Below are 18767 nucleotides of genomic sequence, written 5' to 3' on the forward strand. Positions count from 1 at the left end.
CCCATTTCTCGATAACTTTCATTGCCGTTCAAATAACGTAGAACGATTTGTGTTTTTTCATCAGCTGTAAATTTAGCCATAGAAAAACTGCGCCCCAATTGTTAGACTGTGTCTAACAATTGGGGTGCAGTTCATGATAGGGTGCTCGTTTTTCTATTTATGAGTAGAAAAGAAAGTCCTTCTTACTGTTACCGTTGGGTTATCGTCCTGCATACATTTGAAGAAGGAGAATTCTTTCAGTAAGTATGTAGGAATAATCTTTAATTTTGGCGTTTGCTTCTGACCTGATAATTATTTTCTTAAATGAAAGAATTACCTAAAATATCGGAAGCTGAATTGGAAATCATGAAAGTTCTTTGGTCAAAATCTCCTCAAACAGCGAATGAAGTGATTGAAGCGCTAGAGGCAACAATGGACTGGAAACCGAAAACAATTCGAACACTTATTAATCGATTAGTCCAAAAAGAAGCTGTTTCTTACCAGCAAGATAAAGGGCGTATGTAAGCATATTATCCTTTAGTGTCGCAAGATAGATATCTACAAGTAGAAACAAAATCTCTCCTCAAACGTTTCTATGGTGCGGCATTTAAACCTTTACTTGTGAATTTCTTAAAGGAAGAAAAACTATCTTCAGAAGACATTAACGAACTCAAACGTATTCTGGATGAGAAGTCTGAGGAAAATCAGAGGAAGGATAGATAATGATGATAGATATGTTTGTAAACGTCTATCTACCTCGATTTTTTGATTGGGTGATAGAAACATCCATTATGGCAAGTATATTAGTTGGTCTAATCTTATGTGTCAAAACCTTGCTTAGAAACAAGTTAACTCCACGATGGCAGTATATGTTATGGATGATTTTAATTGTAAGACTTCTATTACCATGGTCACCAGATAGTTCCTATAGTATCTATTCTATCCTTTCGTACAGTAATGGTAATGGAACTCCAGTTATCTTTCACCAAGACCCTGTAACTGTTCCTCCTACAAAAGAACGTATGCAAGGATCGGTAGATATAGGTGATACAAAGGTAATCACAAATGAAGATACCTATACATCTAGTTCAACACAAAAAGCTGAGGAAAGTAAGAAACAAACGCACAATAATGAAAAGCAAGATGATGAGACGTTTTCATTTTATACAATCCTTTTATATATTTGGCTTGCTGGGATTATCATTCTGAGCTTTACTACCATCATTATGAATAGGCGTTTATTACTCTACATAAAAAAACAACCTGTAATTACAGAACAAAGAATTGTTAAAATCTTTAAGAACTGCAAACAATCTATGTCCGTTCAACAGGATATCCCACTACTTTTGGCCGGGAAGATTTCAAGTCCAACTGTGTTCGGATTTATTCGGCCAAAGGTGTTATTGTCAATTGTACATATGAAAGTACTAGATGAGCAACAGTTGCGATACATTTTTTATCATGAATTGGCTCACATCAAACGAAGAGATGTTGGAGTAAATTGGCTTATACATGGCTTACTCATTCTAAATTGGTTTAACCCAATTCTTTGGTATGCCTACTCATGTATGCGAGAAGATCAGGAGCTGGCATGCGATGCGTTCGCTCTTACATTTATAGATTCAGAGGAACAAATTGCATATGGTCATACCATTATTAGTCTTTTAGAACATTACTCAAGTTATTATCAAGTGCCAGGCTTAGCAAACTTAAGTAGAAATAAAAGAACATTAAAAAGGAGAATTCTTATGATTAAAAAGTTCAAAAAGAACTCTTATCGTTGGTCTGCATTTGGAGTTGTTGCTTTTATCGCTGTATCATCCTTCTCTTTATTAAATGCACGTGCAGATGAGTCAAATAAGCATCAGAAAGAACAAACATTAGAAAAAATCAAAACAAAAGAAACCCAAAAAGAAGAAGATGTTTCTATTCATACAGTTGTAGAAAAGATAGTCGGTACAAAAGAACAGGCACATGCAGAATTAAAGATTTCAGAAGACCAATATAAAGAAATGATTGACAAAATAGCAGCGGCTAAAAAGTTTTTGACAAAAAAAGAATTTGATACATTAGTGAAATTGCAAGAAGATTGGTTTACTCTCGAGAAAAAAGAAGTGGCTTTAGGGGGGATGTTAAATGAAGAAGAACAAAATAAACTAGAAACAAACGGGAATTCTCAAGGTCCACTTTGGGAAAAAGTTAGAAAACATTTCCCATCTACAATAGAAGATGCGAAAAAACTAGTTGATTTTCCGATAAAAAAACCAAATTATATGCCAGAAGGATACCATCTAGTAAAAGAACAGGTTGACTCAGACATTATAATAGAGAAACTAAATCCTGTAGTTAGAACTGAATATACAGATGGGGATGATGGTCAAATCATCATCGAACAATCAGAAGTCCTAGGAGCGAAAAAAGATCCTTGGAATAGAAAAGGATTCCATATGTTTGAAGAATATGAACTACAGTTTGTACAAGGTATGGAGATGATTGGTGGAAACCAAGTGACCTTTGGTAAGTCCAGTGATAGTAATATAACAGGAATGAAAATGATTGTTCCTGCGAAAGATGGAAAAAGTGCGTATCAAATAGTAATCACCGTTAGTATTTTAAATAAAGCTGAATTAGAAAAGGTTATGCTTTCCATGCTGAAATAGAAAATAGTGTTCTAGTTTTTCTTGACCAGGTCAAAATATGAAAACGATAGAGAGAGAAAATAAAATGAATATAGTGAACTTACGTCCTAAACAGCGGTCTAAGTATCGTATTATGCTAGGAACATGGTATTACTCTACAAAGAGGTACATCCAGTGGTTAGCAGACGGAAAAACATACGCAAAAACTTTACAACAAGAAAAGTTACCCTGTACAGCGATTCAGCACCGAACGATTCTACTTCGTAAGCTCAAGGATGTAGATATGTGGTATCAACAGAATAAAGTTGTTAATTTAAAGATTGCCATTAAACAGCTAGATGGTATCGTCATTAGACCGGGAGAAACATTCTCTTACTGGCGTTTAATAGGTAAGCCTACTAGGAGAAAAGGGTATGTAGAAGGTATGATATTACACTATGGATCTTTTCAAGCAGGCATTGGAGGGGGACTTTGTCAGCTTTCAAATTTAATATATTGGATGACCTTACATACACCACTGACAGTAACAGAGCGATATCGTCATAGCTTTGATGTCTTTCCTGATTCCAAGCGGACCCAGCCGTTTGGAAGCGGAGCGACTTGTTCCTATAACTATTTGGACTTGCAAATTAAAAATGAAACGGACCAATCGTATCAACTTCACCTTTATATCACAGATAAACATTTAGTTGGTGAATGGAGAACAGCCTATCCGCAGCTTTATCAATATGAAGTTTATGAAAAAGAACACTCAATCCAATCTGCATACTGGGGTGGTTATATACGACACAATGTTATTCAACGTAGAGTATATAGCCAACAGAAACAGTTTGTAGAAGATCAATATGTAACGGAGAATCACGCTATAATGATGTACGAACCATTATTAGCTTGTAATAACGAGGAAAGTGGAGATTAATATGGCACACCAGTAGTTTATCCGGTTCTGGTGCAAAAAATAATGTCATTGTGTACACTGAAATTATGCATAAAAAGTACGTCACTCTTTCTCGTTAATATAAAAGAATAGTAACGTGCTTTTAACTTCAAGAATAGTCTAAATCCTTAAGTTGATGGATGTGGGGTCACCATACATGCACATCAACTTAAAAATTTTATAACGCCCCCAAAACAAAAAATTGTACATTTTCACCTGGAGATGTCAATTTTCTCGTTTTGGGGTATTTTCTTTTCTTAGCTTGATAGCGATGTGGTGGTACCCCTCATAGGAGTTGTCCACTATTTAACAATTGGAACATGCAGAAAGTAATTGATAATCAATATAGCTAGGGTCATAGTAAATGAATTGGTTTCCACCTAAGTTTAGCCAGCCATCTTGTTCGTAAAATACTTTATAAGCTTCGTTATGATGTAATGTTCGAATCACATTACCACTCATAGAAGGTTGATCTCGTAAATTTACATTATTGCCTGTAATTGTAGCAATCCCTATATAGTTACAGTAACAAATATAATTAGAATCATAAAAAACAAATTCATTCCCACCTAAGTTTAACCAGCCATTTTGTTCGTAAAATACTTTATAGGATTCGTTACGATGCAACGTTCCAATGACATTACCACTCATAGAAGGTTGATCTCGTAAATTCACATTATCACCTGCGATAGTAACAATTCCTATATAGGAGCTATTAGGTCCATTATTGTTATTATTCCCGTTATCCAAATCCACATAAGATATATTGCAATCGACATTACTGCTAATGCCTTGTACATTTCCGGTATCTGTGTATTGCCAAATATCACATTCCATTCCTGCACCTCTTGGATTATAACGCGCAACCCACAATAAAGTATCTTGTAAGCGTGAAACGTTTAGACTATTTTGAAAGAAATATAGGTTGCTGTAAACACCGGTATTTGTATACCCTGCATTTTTCAATTCTGTTAAAAATGCATTTACAGCATCTGTTAATGTATCAGGATCCAAATTTGCATCATTAACCTCTATGTCAACAAATACAGGTGCAGTTAATGTTACGCTCTGTAAATTTTTAATGAAGAAAGCAGCCTCTTGTTTTGCATCATTAACAGAGATTGCCCGAAAAAAATGATAAGCTCCTGTCAGGATGCCAACACTATTTGCACCATTGATATTATATTGAAAGGTTGGATCGACAAAATTAGTGCCTTGCTCAGAACCCTCTGTTACTTTTGCAATCATAAAGTTCACTTGATTTGGATCATTCTTTACTTCATTCCAATTAATATTGCCCTCATGATGACTCACATCAATTCCAAATGACATAACATAACACTCCTAATTAGTTATTTAATTCGTTATACTACTTTATATTCTCAGTCTATTAAATTGTTAATAGATGTATATGGGTGCTTATATCATTTCTACTATTTTGGGTGATTATACAGGGGATAATTTAGCTTATTATTTTTTACTTGATTTAGTTTTATTTTAATCTTTTGGGCTGAAATTTGCTTTTTGGCCAGAGTGCTGGCTCGTCGTGTGGGGGGGAAACCCCACGTATTACGTATCTATTTTTAGAATAAGAATTATCTTAAGACGAATGATCTAAGCGGTTCGACTCGTATATTTGCTTGTCCAAGTCGAGAACCATTGCATTGCTTTTTGTCTGCCGACTTGGCGTTTCCAAAGTGATTTGATCTAATATTTTTATCACCCCATTTATCGGTATATATTGTTTGTTGGAATTCATCCGCATTTTTCCTTATATAGGCCCCGTCATATGCCAATCAACCTAACAGAACAGATTGCCCCAAAAACAAAAACTATGCGAGATGCAGGAAACGAAGAGGGTGAAGCAGGAATTTCGGTATGAGGTTGCTGCAGCGAAAGAGAGGAAAAAGCCATGGTGAAGGTTTTGGTGAATGATTTAGAACAAACTTCTCTTTTATTTTAATTAATCTCATTTAGTCAAAAATCAAAGAAAATAAATAAAAAATAGATGAAAGAGAATCCTGCCGTCTATTCATTTTTGTATAAATATCAATTGTTACTTTTGTCATTGTAGGTGATGGTTAGGATGACTCTATAATTGTAAACTTGCAAATACTCCTGCGTGATCGGAGGTCCAGAGAGCAGTTGACGTTCTGTCATGCTGTTCTTCTCCTACCACATCCGCCACAATTGGATTCCAACCGTTTTTTAGCAAAATAAAATCTATTCTTCTATTTAGGGAGGACACAGCATTCAATAGATCAGAGCCCTGGCAACAGGTAAATCCTTGTCCCTTACCAACCTCTACCCAAACATCTCGAAATCCAGCATTGATAAAGTTACCGTATGTTGGTGTGCCGGTTCCACTAGCATTTGAATTAAAATCTCCTATAATGATTAACGGTAGATTTGTATTGGCTGGACCTGCTATTAATTCGTTACCTTGGGCGACTTGAATCGCGGGAGAAGTGGGCTCCAAATGGGTACATATTACCCGGCTACTAAGGATTGAACTCTGTATTGCACAGGGGACAATCCTTTTAGTTTTGTTTTAATTCTTTTGTGATTGTAGTAATGAATATAAGTTTCTAGTTCTTGCTTAAATTGTTCCATACTTTCAAACTCTTTAAGATAAAGTAATTCAGATTTTAATAAGCCAAAGAAATTTTCCATGACTGCATTATCTAAGCAATTTCCTTACGGGACATACTTTGGATAACGTTATGTTTTTTAAGCGACTGATGATATTGTCGCATTTGATAATGCCAACCTTGATCCGAGTGTAAAATATATAATTAATAGGGGTTTTAAATCATTTTTCTAAAAATATAATCTGTATCATTTCAAACTTTCTTAGTTTTGGTAGGAGAAATTTATATACTTAAAGTAAAGGGCTTAATTTTAAATAAGGGGGAGGATAATTTGGAGGTATTTAACTCAGCTGCTCCTGCACAAACAGATAATAAAGAGTTACCATTCGATATTTCCTGGATGACGGATTGGATTGTAGACTGGTTTGGTTCTTTGTTTAATGGCGGCAGTGATGTAATAAAAGATGGGGGAGATAAAATAGATGGTGCAGTCCATGCGAGTGTGCCTGCATTCTTTGATGTTATTTTCCTTATACTTTCTGTAGTAATTTTAATATCATTATTAGTTTTTGGGGCTTCTTTATGGTTTAAACATATAAAGTGGAAAAAAAGATCTATATATTTTGGAGTAGGATCCTTCATTCTCATACTACTAATAAGGATTTTACCGGTGTTAATGTTGACAACACGTTCTTTTGATTTTCAAACTTTTATGAGTAATATGGTGGGTTTAATCACTTCTATAATTTTAGGGACAGCTGTATTAATGTTTTTAATATCTCTAGCACTAGGTATGCTTTATAAGAAATTTGAACACCCGAAATATGGGAAATGGAGTTCTAGTTTGAGATATAGTTCAATTTTTATATTTGTAATGACATTGATAGTACCGACCTTGTTGCGCCATTTATAATCTATGTTTATCTAGGGTAGGAGGGAATAGTGCAGGTAATTTCTATTATTTTTCTGTGTAATTATACTAGTACTCGTTCTCCTCTAATTTTCTGAATTAAGTCTTAGACATTAAAAGGAATTTCGTTGTATGAAGTTTTGGCAAAGGGGGGAGAGGTACTAGTGACTACTTTTGTTGTCATGGTGAGTATATTCTTAATTCTATTCGTAATTGGTCCCAAGGCGACTAAGAAAAAAGAAGAAAGAGATAGAATTGAAAAGGAACATAAAGAGAAAATTGAGGCTTTAGAGGAAGAAAAAATCGACTTAGATATTAATGGGACTAAAGTACGGTTGCACAAGAATCCTAAGCTGAAGAACAGTATATATAAAATTAAGGATAATAGGTAATTAACTCAGTTTTATGATTTTAATGTAACTATAAATTTTATTGTTTATGATTGTATGAAAATAAAGGACATAACAAGGAAAAACCGTATTTTAATAAATAAAAATATACTGATTAAATAAGAATTAATATTCTTAAAAGAGAATGAGTATGTTTTTTTATAATCACACTCTAATAAAAAAGGATGATACATAGTAAATGTATCATCCTTTTTTACTTGCCCCAAAATGCTTAATTTTTTAAAACTAGCAGGGCATTTATGGAAGCGTTTATAATACATATAAGCTATAAATATGTTTTTTACTATATATGGGGTTGTGATGAGAAATGTGGGGGTTTTTTAAACGAAAAAAGGCTGCAAAGTTGTCTAAAGAAGAAAGAATTGAAATCTATATTAAAAACAAAGAGGAAGTAATTCGGATAGCAAAGGAGTTTTTATTAGATTTTCACTATGACTTTGAATTTGTAAGTGAAGATCTGTTGCATGTTTTATTTCTTGATGAATTGTCTAAAAAGATAGCTTATATACAATTTTCCAGTCCAGAAAAAGAACCAAATATCCTAGATTTAGGTGATATACATGGACTGGGTATACGCTATAATTCAGAAGAAATAAGCATACAAAAAGAGTCAGGTGAAAATTTTGGGGATATGTATAGTCCTGAAGAATGTGCGAATGAATTTGATTTTGCTGCTATGGACAATATGAATTTGATTTCAATCTTTATTAAATATAGATTGAATTATTCGAAGGAAGAGGAAATCGAAATTCCCTACTACAACATGGAGAAATCAATTTTTGGCTATGAGGAAAAGCATAAAGAATTAAAAGAAATGTACCAATATCTAATTACCTATTTTATTGAGTATGGAAATAAAAGGATAGATGAAGCGAAAATAGAAATACTCAATTCTATAATTAAAGATTTAGAAAAATATCGAAAAAAGAATAGCAAATTAAAAGATAATCATATGCCATTAATAGGGAGTATGTTAAGTGCATTAGATGATTATATTACGTTCACATCGACATTTGATTTTGCACGGGACTTTCCAATAGACATGCTGGATAATCTAGCTTTATCAATAAAGGGTTATAGGGATGAAAGGTTATTCATAGGTTGCAATTTTGAGGCACTAGAAACATTTCGAGATCCGAAAATAAAAGAATTAATAATTCGGGTAATTGAGCTTGAATTATCAAACTATGGATATAAAGAAGTTACCATTATACCAAACCAATCGGAACTGGTTAAAGCCAAGATTGAAAAGGATACTAGTGTTCAAGAACAAGTTGCAAGAGAAATAATTGATGTACTCCCAGGTTTTGTTGAAGAATCTTATAAATCCTATACATATTATCAGGAGATGTTATTTATTCATTACGAAGTAATATATGAAACGTATATTCCAAAAAAACGAGATGTAATGTGGGATAAAAATAGGCTATCCATATTAGGATATTTAATTGGTAATCAAAAAATTAAAATTGCTTTTGTACCTCAAAATCACAAGGTTGGATTCCTTCCTGTGGAGAATATAGAAGAGGTTTGGAATACAGTAGTTCATTATACTTTAAATTACGGGTATTACATAGATTCTAGCAAAGAAACCCTTTTGGCTAGTAAAGTGTATTCATATGAGGAGCAAATCCTTTATATTTATAATGTGGACGATGCTGAAAATTTAACATGTGATCTCATTGATAATATCAAATATGCTTTTTTCATTCACACTGGTGAATTTGTTGATAGCGTTGAAATAACTGATAATTTGGAAGGGAACGTGAATCAGGAGGGAGACGAGGAGAATATACCACGGGTTGTGGCTGATTGGATAAAAGAAATAGAATCTCAGCCTCATACACTTTTTAAAGTTTTTGATCTTCGTCATATTAATGGAGATATTTATGTTTTGGTGGATAACAAAGCGTATTTGGCAACTCATATCTATGGTAGCACTGATGACAATTTCCGCTTACCTAACGAACCTTCTACGGAAACTCTCACTAAACGTTGGCTTCGTATAAACGGAGGACGTATATCACTTGGTGAATGGCATTATAACTTTTATGATGAGGAGTTTGCATCGAGCATAAGAAAGTACTTAACTGATTTAGATGAGGTACAGAATAATCAAATGGAACTGTGGAAACAAAAATGCTTGGAAAATAATACGATTCAAATTTTATTCGAGCGATTTTATCAAAAGAAAATCAAACCTTTAATCAATGCAACTTATTTAGATGATATTTTAGACGATACAGTAAATTTCCATGATGAGATTGAAACTTTCACCCAATTCTTAATGGAAAAAAAGTATATAGAGGGTGATGAATTTTTAGTGGGTGTTTTTGTAAGAGAACAGGTTGTTGAGAATGCTATTAACGATTTTTCAGAAACATTCAATCTGCATAATAATGTTCAATTTGAAAATATATCAAATATGACATTAACGGAATGTTTACAAGCGTTTCATGCAGCGGATTTTGCTATGATAGAAAATCACGAAGATGTGGCGAATTTCATGTGTTTCTTGTTAAAAAATAACAAAATCGAATTAGACGTAACATATCAAGAATTGCAAGAAAAACTGACAAACATGTTAATGCAAGAAGGTGAAGATCAGATGTTGCAAGATTATGAATCCTATCTTTTAGCTGAGGATGAGGATAATGTATCTATAACACTTGAAAGTATTGATGAAATGGATGGATACCAGTTTGAAGAATTTGTAGCGAAGCTATTTGTGGAAATGGGTTATAAGGCAGAGGTAACAAATAGTTCGGGTGATTATGGTATTGATGTTATTGCTAAAAGAAAAGGGTTATCTATTGGAATACAGGCAAAGAGATATAGTGATAAGGTTCCAAATAAGGCAGTACAATAAGTGATAGCTGGTATCTCTTATTATAAATTGGACCAAGGATTGGTTATCACCAATAACTATTTTACTAGACAGGCACAAAACCAGGCGAAGGGTACAAATGTATTGTTATGGGATCGTGATATGCTACAACAAAAGTTACATGATTTTTATAGGAATATAGAGAAACGCTAATAAAAAATCCCCGTATCTGTTTAATGATTCGGGGATTTTGATTTATTTTTACACTTCCTTATTAGTATTTATCTCTTCCCACTCAATTTTTTCTAAGTAAATCATTTTAATTTGACGTCTAAGTAATTGTGAAATGGTTTTAGTAACTATGGAATCATTTAATGGATTATATAATGTCTCAACTTGTTGGGGATTTTCCATTACGAAAATAATATGGTGTTTGGATCCAGTAGCATGAACTATTTCTCCTAAACTATTTGCAATAAGAGGATTATCTTTTTTTATATGAGCAATACAGTTAGGGAGGAAAGTTTCTAATAATTTGCTTGTTTCCCAAGTGATTTCTGGTAAAACAATATCTTTTGCAGTTTCCTTAGCTTTAGGATCGCGATAAATTTGAATGTTTCTGCGTCTTTGATTAGCAGTTGGTTCTTCTTTTTGTTTTTCTAATTCGTCTAAACGCTGATTGAATGCTGCGATGGCATCAAGTAAACTTTGTAACAAGGTTTGATTAAGCTCACTGGAATCTTCATTTTCATTATTTTTGATATTCGGTTGGATCGTTGATATTTCCTGCTCCAGCTGAAGTATCTTTACTAATGCAATTTCGATTAGCGTTGCTGCATATACAGAATTTTTTATTTTATACTGTACCGTAGTAAGCTCTTCAAGAATACTTGGAATCTTGGATAATGGTATTCGCTCAGCAAGGTTTAAAAAGGCATTATTATAAATGGCCACTTTAAACATGTCAGTTTTTTGAGATAGATTAAATATCATGAGGTCTCTATAGTAACCGATTAAATCGCTTAAAAAGAAATCCGCTTGTTTTCTCTCTAGGATAGTTTGTAAAGAATCCAAAGTGCTGGTTAAATCTTTCTCAGTTATATAATGTATTAGTTTTTCAATATCTTGAATAGCTACCTTACCAACGACTGTTGCAACATGCTCTATTGTTACATTATTTGTTGCGTATGCAATGACTTGGTCCATTATGCTAAGAGCATTTCTTAAACCACCTTCAGCTAATTGAGATATTAAATGTAATGCTTCGTCTGTAATCTGAATTCCTTGATCATTGGAGATGAATTTTAATCTGTCAATCATTGCTTGAAGAGGTATATTTCGAAATTCGAATTGTTGGCATCTTGAAATGATAGTTTTAGGAACCTTTTGTGGGTCTGTTGTAGCCAGTATGAAAATAACATGTGCTGGTGGCTCTTCTAATGTCTTTAATAGAGCATTAAATGCAGAGTTTGAAAGCATATGCACTTCATCGATAATGTACACTTTATATTTTCCTGTAACCGGTGCTAAATGTACCTGGTCTCGTATCTGCCGTATTTCTTCCACTCCATTATTGCTTGCAGCATCAAATTCTAGAATATCCGCGAATTTATTATTATTGATATCACTACAGTTGGCACACTTTTGACAAGGCTCCCCATTACTTAATGGAGTTAAGCAGTTAACACCTTTTCCAATTATTTTGGCAACGGTTGTTTTACCAGTACCACGTGGTCCAGATAGAAGGTAGGCATGTGCTACTTTTTCTAGTTTAATCGCATTCATGATTGTCGTTTTAATATGATCTTGTCCCACTAAATCGTTAAAGCTATTTGGTCTATACGCGCGGTATAGTGCAACATAATTACTCATTAATATTCCTCCCATAAATATCAAATTTTATTAAATGGCAATCCTTTTAAATGCAAAAAAGCAGCCAAATGAGTAGAGTTACTGTTCACATTTTCATGTGTTAACTCAACCCAAAGGGCTGCTTTTAATTTAAAGAAGAAAAAACAAAAAGTAAAAAATTATAAGAATATTATAACTATTGATTTGGTAAAAAGGAAGATTAAAAACTTAATGAATCAATTTGACACTCATAATTCCACATATTACTATTTAGAGTAGTTATCAGAAAATTCTATCGTGGAGGGGATTAAAAATGGGTGAATTAGTTTCGATTACAAAAAACGAAGGAAAAGAATCGATAGATTTATTTAAACATTACAGTGAGTGTTTTGAGGAAGGAGATTCTATAGGTCACGATAAAATATCTGATGAATTATTTACAAAAGTGAAAGATGCTGTTTCTCAGTATTGGTTAGAATCTACGGAATCATTATCTGATGTTGTTGATTTGTACATTATTATTTCTTTAATAGAAAGTGATTCACCGAAACACAAGAAAATAGTTACACGTTTTTTCAATGACTGTAAAATTTTCTTAACAGCGAAGGAAAAGAAACAGGGTAAACGAGGGAAAATCGATCGCTTGTTAAAAGAATATAGTAAACTACAAATGAAAGAAAGACTTCAAAAGAATTTAAAAGTCGCTGGTGAAATAGAGATAGCTCAATTACAAGCAGCGTATGATCAAACAGATAATCAACAGAAGCAAATTAAAGATGTACAAGAAGTAATTGAGAAGTACGGAATGCATTTCACAATTTTCATTACTGCTTATATAAAAACTCAAGGAACAGATGATATGCATGATTTGTACTTAGAAGCTGCTCCATTCAGATACATTAACATTCTTGCAGAATTAGCAATATTTCATAAGGAGAGATATCCTAGTCAAGAAAAGGCCGAAGAGATTTCGTTTAAAGAGGAGCGGAATAAACTTCAAAGTAAGTTAAACGAGTATGAAAAAAAGTTTAATAAACAAGAGAAAATGTTAAATAAATATAAACTGGAAAATGAACATCTGAAAAAACAAAAAATCTCATCAGATGCTAAGGCATCAAGAGTTGTTAAACAAGCAGAGAGGTCAGTAAATGAATTGATGACTGATTTGGCAACAGAGGAGGAAATCAAGTCAGAACAACATAAAAAAGAAGTAGCGTATTTAAATAAAATGATTGTACAAATGGCTCAAGAAATCATTCAATTGCAGAAAGAAGAAGAGCCGCAAGGAAATGTGTATAAGAATGATTTATCAGGAAAGAAAGTGGCTGTAATTGGTGGAAATAAAGAAAGATACTATAGAGAGTGCGTTGAAAAATACAATGCAGAAATTATATTTGTAGCAGAAGATCAGCATCGTAAAATAGATAGTGCAGTTAAAAAAGCTGATGTAGTCTTTTATCTAACAGAATTACTGAGTCATATATATCATGAATTAATTATCCCTGCAGCAGCTCGTTATAACACTCCTATTCGCTTTGTAAATAGTAAGGGGATTTCAGCATTTGAAAGTGCATTAAAAAGATATGCCAATGAGCAAAATTAATGGGTGGTAGACTTGGATATATAAAGAAATTTTATTATTTAAAACAAAGACCATAATATGAAATTCAAATAGTTTGTATAGGATTTTTTCCTTAATTTAATATAGGTAAGTTAAATGTTTAGTTAGTGGTGTATTTAATAGTCAGATTGATAAGAGTTCCATCATACTTGCGTTAGTAATGAATTATATCCTTATATTTGACATTTTTAATATTAGTGTTTATCGTGTTTGAAGAAGGTCAAATTATAGGGAGAGATGATGGATGGAAGTAAATAAAGAGTGGTTAGATTTATTTACGGAAGAGGAACAGCAACAAATTTATTCTTTTAAAACATTAGATCGTGAGCATCCTCTAAAGCGAATATTGTTTCCAAGAGATCCTTATGCTGGTAATGATAATCAAGTGGCGATGAACACATTAACTGCTTTCAGAGTTGTTAATGGTATTAATAAACAATGGTTATCTTCATTAAAAAGTAGATTGATGGAGATTAAAGATTATTCAACATCCTCAGCAGCATTGGGAGAATTACGCGCATATGGTTATTTATTAGAGGCTGGAGTAAAAGTAAAACCTGTACCATGTCAAAGGGGGATTGGAACGCCAGAATTTGAGTGTTCTTTTAATGGAAACCAGTTTATTGTTGAAGTGCATTCAAAACAAATGAATAATGAGGAAACTAGAGCTTATCAGGAATTCAAGAAAGAGAAATCACCAGCTCCTTTTAGGGTACATACAGTTACCCCATTTGGAAAACCAGTTGTAAATAAACCGGGGGATACTGTTGGTTTAAATGCAATTAGTAAAATTTGTGCTACAAAACAACGTGGCCATCAATTATCAGAAGAAATTCCATCTATTATTTGGCTGGATTATCAAGATGAAGTTTGGGATATGTTATTGACTCGAGAAAATCTGCATCCATTGCGATCCTTTAGAGGTGAATTTGTGTCAGGGGAGATATGGTATGCGTTTTATGGATGGAAAGGTGCACCCGTATTTGAATCACATAGCCTTGAAGAAAAAATAGGTCAGCCACCAGAAATAATGCAACATGATGGGCGTTTTCGTACGAGTCAGGAGTTAAGTTCGGTTATTATATCATTACCTAGAATAACATCGGTTTTAGAAAATCCATGGGCTAATAAAATATTGCCTGACGTACTATGGGAACCACTTTCGATGTTGAGATGGTTCTCTGTGACAGACAGTTATACGCATAAATTCACCTGGAATTTAAAAGATAAAATCGATCATGAATGTAAGTCTTTAGTTAATTTAGCGAGTAGTTTAAAGTATAAATGGTAGTTGTTCTGTAGAAAGTTGCTAAAATAGAAATGTAGCTTGATATATTTGCTTGAATACTGTCTGAATATTCGTTATTATTTAATTGATAATATTTTTATTTTGCTTAAACTAATACACAAGACCTTTCGGGTTATAAGAATTATTGTAAGCCTCTTACAATAGCACTTATTTCTTCGAAAGGTCTTTTTGTGATAATAAAATTTAAGGAGTGGTAATGATGACAAGGATTATATCTTGGAGCGAAGTTATGCAAAAGCAACATATTGTAGGGACAATACTGAAGAATGGATTAGTAAATAAAAAGGTTAGTCATGCGTATCTATTTAATGGGGAAGCAGGTACTTTAAAAAAAGAGACAGCTTTATTATTTATTAAAAGCCTATTTTGCTTTGAAAATACAGAGAGAATACCATGTAATGATTGCCGAAATTGTGATCGCATAAATAACAACATTCAACCTGACGTAGTTATTATTTTACCAGAAGAGGGTGGGAGTATTAAAAAGGAGCAAATTCAGCAGTTACACAAAGAAATCTCATATACATCTACTGAACTATCAAGAAAAATTTATATTATTGATCGAGTTGAGATGCTAACAACTAGTGCTGCTAATAGTTTATTGAAATTTTTAGAAGAGCCGGATGGAAATACAACAGCCATTCTTGTTACAGAAAACATACAAAGGGTTCTCGGTACGATTCAATCTAGATGCCAAATTTTAAACTTTCTAGATACACCTATGGGAGAATACGAAGATGAATTATCTGCAGCTAACCTTTCTCAGGATATAGTAAAGCTTTTAACTCGTATGACAAATAATATTGATAAAGCTATATCACTGGCAAAAGAGCAGTGGTTTATAGAACTACATTCACAAATAGTTAGGTTGATGAAAAATTTGATGGAACCTACAGTCTTTATAGAAATAATAAAGTTATTAAAATTAATAGATACAAAAGAAAAAGAGCCAATGCTATTTAAATTTATAAATATATGGTTTAAAGATGTACTATATGCTTTAACGAATAAGAAAGATTTAATATCTTTTCAAAGTCAAATCGGTATTTTAGAGCTACATGCTGAAAAACTGGGTGTAAAAGGAATTGCTGATGCAATAGAACTTTTAGAAAAAGGTTATATAAGAAGACAAGCGAATGTTTCGTTAAATCTTGTTCTGCAAGAAATGTTCATTAAGATGCAAAAAAATGTATATATGGTTGCTTTATAAGGGTGCGAATCTATGTGGATAGAACAGTTAAAAAGAATAATGGAACGAAACCCACATATGAAATCAGACGCTTCATACACGGCTCTAGGCTATTCTAAGAAAGGGTTTGGGGCATATGGACACTGGGAAATTTGTTCTCTGGGCAAAGGGGATTGCTATTTAGAACAAGTTGATCCTGAAGTACCATTGTATTGCACTTGTTATCAGCGGAATCATGCAGATTGTAATACACTAAGTGTTTTATCTAAATCATGTAACGAAGAACCAACGGAACAGGAAGAAAAAACTAGCAAAGAGATGGATTTGAATAATGATGAATCAGGACAGTTAACTTTATTTTAACCTGCTGCTTCATTAAAGACTACGCATGTAGTAAATAACATAAACGAAAGGGGGATAACCCTTTGTTGCAATATGCACAAAGGGGAAATCCCTTTGTGTTTTTTATTGTAATATTGGGTAAAAAAATGAACAAAAACTCTTTAGATGAAATTAAATTAATAAAGCAGAAAATGAAGGAAGTATATTTAAAATATAAGACTCACATGGTTGCGATGAGTGGAGGAAAGGATTCTTCACTTGTACTGCAACTATTATGTGAAACATTAGAGGATATGAAACCAGAGGAACGTATTCACATGGTTCATATAATTTGTGCTGATACGGGTGTTGAGACGCCAGAAATGACTGCTTATCAATATAGATGCTTAGAACAAATTAAGAGATATGCAGCTGGTGAGTTTCATAATAAGGGAAAAATGCCGTTTGTGGTTCATATGGTGAAACCACCAATGAAAAGTAGATTTTTTTATAAATTACTAGGGCGGGGTACTTCAATTCCATTAGGAAATGTAAGAAATAGATGGTGCACAAGCCATTTGAAACTCCTGCCGATGCAGAGTAAATTGAAAGAAATCTTAAATGAAATTCCTATGGATATAGTAAATGATGATTTTGATGTTTTACTTTATAACGGTGTAAGGAATGAAGAGAGTGCACGTCGCAGAAGGAGTATTGCTTCAATTGAAGATGATGTTGCCTCATACTTTGCTGAACATCCAGATATGCCTAGAATTAAGTATTTCCATCCCATAAAGTTTTTAACTTCTGATGAGGTGTTTTTTGAACTAATGGATCGAGGAACATTAAGTTATGGGATTGAAGTGGAAGAGATGACAATTCAATATGGCGAGGAAATGCTAGAGTGTGGTATTAAGACAAGTGCAAATGATATTGGTTCTGCATGTTCAATGAACGGTGCAAGGAGTGGTTGCTGGTCATGTGGAGTTGTATCTGAAGATAAGATGTTAAAGCGATTGATCGCGGAAGGGAAATCTAGTTATCAATTCCTATTAGATTGGAAAACCCTTGTTATTAAAATGCGTAATGATTGTAGGTATCGTAGCATAAAACCAAGACCTGTGTACAATAAAATTTTAAAAGGTGACACCCTTAATAATAGTGAATTAGACATCTTCCAACTTTGTGATGAAGAATATCAAGATATGCACTACTACGAGAGTTTTAATCGTGCTAGTGATGAAGGATATATACCTGGTGGAATATCTTTTGAAGGGCGTTTTATATTACTTGAATATTTACTGTATGCACAAGAGAAATCACAATATACATTGATTGAGGAAGACGAGATAGAAGCCATTCTAGATGCCTGGTACGAAACAGAAGGTATTCGCGTATCAAGGAATGAAGTTATACCGAAAGACTTTAATTATGATGGTGAGCTTGTGCTTTTACCTGATATGAAAGTGAATAAGCAAAAAACCAAAAATGAAAATCCTATTTTTTATGTGGATGTAGATTATCCTTTTGAAAAAGGAGAATTATTTTCCTTTTTAAAAGAAAGGCAGCGTATAACAAGAAAGAGTTACTTTTGTTTCCCTTCTTGCTATGACAATAGTGATTTTAAAGTGGTGTGGAATAAATTGAAATTTATAATCTGCTCTTCGAATATTAGAACAATAGAAGAGGCACGGAAAGTTATATTTAATTGGTTAGGATGGACTGAGGAACCTGGTACTATGAATAATAAGTATTATAATCTAGGTATTAATCAGTTGTTGCTCAGTGCAATTCGTGAAGGAATTAGTACAAATCACAGAAAGAAACAAATCGTTAATTGTCCTGCTACAGAAGTAAAAATACAAGGAGAGGAATGCGGTCAAATATCTCTGTTCATATAGAGGAGACTTAATATTTTTATTAAATTTTTTATCTATTTTGTTAGGAGGATTTTATCCATTAGTATTTTAGAGAAATAATAAGATTTACAAAAACTGATCATTTAGAAATGTAATTCTCCCCCTTTTAGATTGATTTATCTAATGGGGGGGTTTTAATATAAGATGATATAACAGCATATTAGTGAAGTGAGGAATACCAATTAAGTAAATTAATTAAAGAACATGATGATTGAATATAACTATGAAGAGGGTTTGGATAATTATATAGAAAAATGAAAAAAT

12 protein-coding genes and 4 pseudogenes are annotated in these 18767 nt (G+C 33.1%); 12 read left to right on the forward strand and 4 right to left on the reverse strand.

What is annotated here, in order from left to right:
- Positions 1-303 precede the first annotated feature (303 nt).
- From MR115_RS27890 to MR115_RS27900, 3 genes and pseudogenes are all read left to right on the forward strand, one after another.
- Positions 304-702 (forward strand): annotated as a pseudogene (locus MR115_RS27890) (BlaI/MecI/CopY family transcriptional regulator).
- A 2-nt stretch (positions 703-704) separates the two neighbouring features.
- Positions 705-2639 carry a M56 family metallopeptidase gene (locus MR115_RS27895; RefSeq protein WP_242243537.1) on the forward strand — a complete coding sequence of 645 codons (1935 nt, stop codon included), beginning with the start codon at positions 705-707 and terminating at the stop codon, positions 2637-2639.
- Positions 2640-2703: 64 nt separating this feature from the next.
- Complete coding sequence (locus MR115_RS27900; protein ID WP_016119196.1) at positions 2704-3537, forward strand: VanW family protein; 834 nt, start codon at positions 2704-2706, stop codon at positions 3535-3537.
- 324 nt (positions 3538-3861) lie between these two features.
- Here MR115_RS27900 and MR115_RS27905 read toward each other — a convergent pair whose 3' ends face one another.
- On the reverse strand, positions 3862-4887 hold the full coding sequence (locus MR115_RS27905; protein WP_242243498.1) for a GH25 family lysozyme: 1026 nt from the start codon (positions 4885-4887) through the stop codon (positions 3862-3864).
- A 500-nt stretch (positions 4888-5387) separates the two neighbouring features.
- On the opposite strand from MR115_RS27905, the pseudogene MR115_RS30390 reads away from it, so the two are divergent.
- Positions 5388-5474: pseudogene (locus MR115_RS30390) on the forward strand (DUF3967 domain-containing protein); the annotation flags it as partial.
- A 173-nt stretch (positions 5475-5647) separates the two neighbouring features.
- Here MR115_RS30390 and MR115_RS27915 read toward each other — a convergent pair.
- Both MR115_RS27915 and MR115_RS27920 read right to left on the reverse strand, forming a co-directional pair.
- Positions 5648-6034 (reverse strand): endonuclease/exonuclease/phosphatase family protein, encoded by a 387-nt coding sequence (locus tag MR115_RS27915; RefSeq protein WP_242243501.1) that lies wholly within the window; start codon positions 6032-6034, stop codon positions 5648-5650.
- An 11-nt stretch (positions 6035-6045) separates the two neighbouring features.
- Positions 6046-6344, reverse strand: a pseudogene (locus MR115_RS27920) (IS3 family transposase); the annotation flags it as partial.
- 133 nt (positions 6345-6477) lie between these two features.
- Between MR115_RS27920 and MR115_RS27925 the strand changes: the two are divergent.
- The 3 genes and pseudogenes from MR115_RS27925 to MR115_RS30285 all read left to right on the forward strand — a co-directional run bounded on the left by MR115_RS27925 (position 6478) and on the right by MR115_RS30285 (position 10506).
- The gene (locus MR115_RS27925; protein WP_242243503.1) at positions 6478-7059 is read left to right on the forward strand and encodes a hypothetical protein; all 582 of its coding nucleotides are present in this window, start codon (positions 6478-6480) and stop codon (positions 7057-7059) included.
- A gap of 161 nt (positions 7060-7220) precedes the next feature.
- Complete coding sequence (locus tag MR115_RS27930) at positions 7221-7448, forward strand: hypothetical protein (RefSeq protein WP_242243505.1); 228 nt, start codon at positions 7221-7223, stop codon at positions 7446-7448.
- 1060 nt (positions 7449-8508) lie between these two features.
- Positions 8509-10506: pseudogene (locus MR115_RS30285) on the forward strand (restriction endonuclease).
- A 48-nt stretch (positions 10507-10554) separates the two neighbouring features.
- Here MR115_RS30285 and dnaX read toward each other — a convergent pair.
- Positions 10555-12165 (reverse strand): DNA polymerase III subunit gamma/tau, encoded by a 1611-nt coding sequence (dnaX, locus tag MR115_RS27940; protein WP_242243508.1) that lies wholly within the window; start codon positions 12163-12165, stop codon positions 10555-10557.
- 292 nt (positions 12166-12457) lie between these two features.
- On the opposite strand from dnaX, the gene MR115_RS27945 reads away from it, so the two are divergent.
- The 5 genes from MR115_RS27945 (at position 12458) to MR115_RS27965 (ending at position 18485) form a co-directional block, all read left to right on the forward strand.
- Positions 12458-13747 (forward strand): DUF2325 domain-containing protein, encoded by a 1290-nt coding sequence (locus tag MR115_RS27945; RefSeq protein ID WP_242243510.1) that lies wholly within the window; start codon positions 12458-12460, stop codon positions 13745-13747.
- Positions 13748-14009: 262 nt separating this feature from the next.
- Positions 14010-15056: a hypothetical protein gene (locus MR115_RS27950; protein ID WP_242243512.1), complete on the forward strand. Its 1047-nt coding sequence runs from the start codon at positions 14010-14012 to the stop codon at positions 15054-15056.
- 217 nt (positions 15057-15273) lie between these two features.
- Positions 15274-16284, forward strand: a complete 1011-nt coding sequence (locus tag MR115_RS27955) for a DNA polymerase III subunit delta' (protein WP_242243514.1) — start codon at positions 15274-15276, stop codon at positions 16282-16284.
- A 12-nt stretch (positions 16285-16296) separates the two neighbouring features.
- Positions 16297-16626 (forward strand): hypothetical protein, encoded by a 330-nt coding sequence (locus MR115_RS27960; protein WP_242243517.1) that lies wholly within the window; start codon positions 16297-16299, stop codon positions 16624-16626.
- A 62-nt stretch (positions 16627-16688) separates the two neighbouring features.
- A complete protein-coding gene (locus MR115_RS27965; protein ID WP_242243518.1) occupies positions 16689-18485 on the forward strand; it encodes a phosphoadenosine phosphosulfate reductase domain-containing protein in 1797 nt (598 codons plus the stop codon).
- The last annotated feature ends 282 nt before the right edge of the window (positions 18486-18767 follow it).

Source organism: Bacillus cereus group sp. BfR-BA-01309 (assembly GCF_022664315.1).
Classification (GTDB): domain Bacteria; phylum Bacillota; class Bacilli; order Bacillales; family Bacillaceae_G; genus Bacillus_A; species Bacillus_A mobilis.

Bases quoted from the DNA above. Each gene is read 5' to 3' on its own strand.
- MR115_RS27895 (WP_242243537.1), top strand. From the start codon at position 705: ATGATAGATATGTTTGTAAACGTCTATCTACCTCGATTTTTTGATTGG.
- MR115_RS27900 (WP_016119196.1), top strand. From the start codon at position 2,704: ATGAATATAGTGAACTTACGTCCTAAACAGCGGTCTAAGTATCGTATT.
- MR115_RS27905 (WP_242243498.1), bottom strand. From the start codon at position 4,887: ATGTCATTTGGAATTGATGTGAGTCATCATGAGGGCAATATTAATTGG.
- dnaX (WP_242243508.1), bottom strand. From the start codon at position 12,165: ATGAGTAATTATGTTGCACTATACCGCGCGTATAGACCAAATAGCTTT.
- MR115_RS27945 (WP_242243510.1), top strand. From the start codon at position 12,458: ATGGGTGAATTAGTTTCGATTACAAAAAACGAAGGAAAAGAATCGATA.
- MR115_RS27950 (WP_242243512.1), top strand. From the start codon at position 14,010: ATGGAAGTAAATAAAGAGTGGTTAGATTTATTTACGGAAGAGGAACAG.
- MR115_RS27955 (WP_242243514.1), top strand. From the start codon at position 15,274: ATGACAAGGATTATATCTTGGAGCGAAGTTATGCAAAAGCAACATATT.
- MR115_RS27960 (WP_242243517.1), top strand. From the start codon at position 16,297: ATGTGGATAGAACAGTTAAAAAGAATAATGGAACGAAACCCACATATG.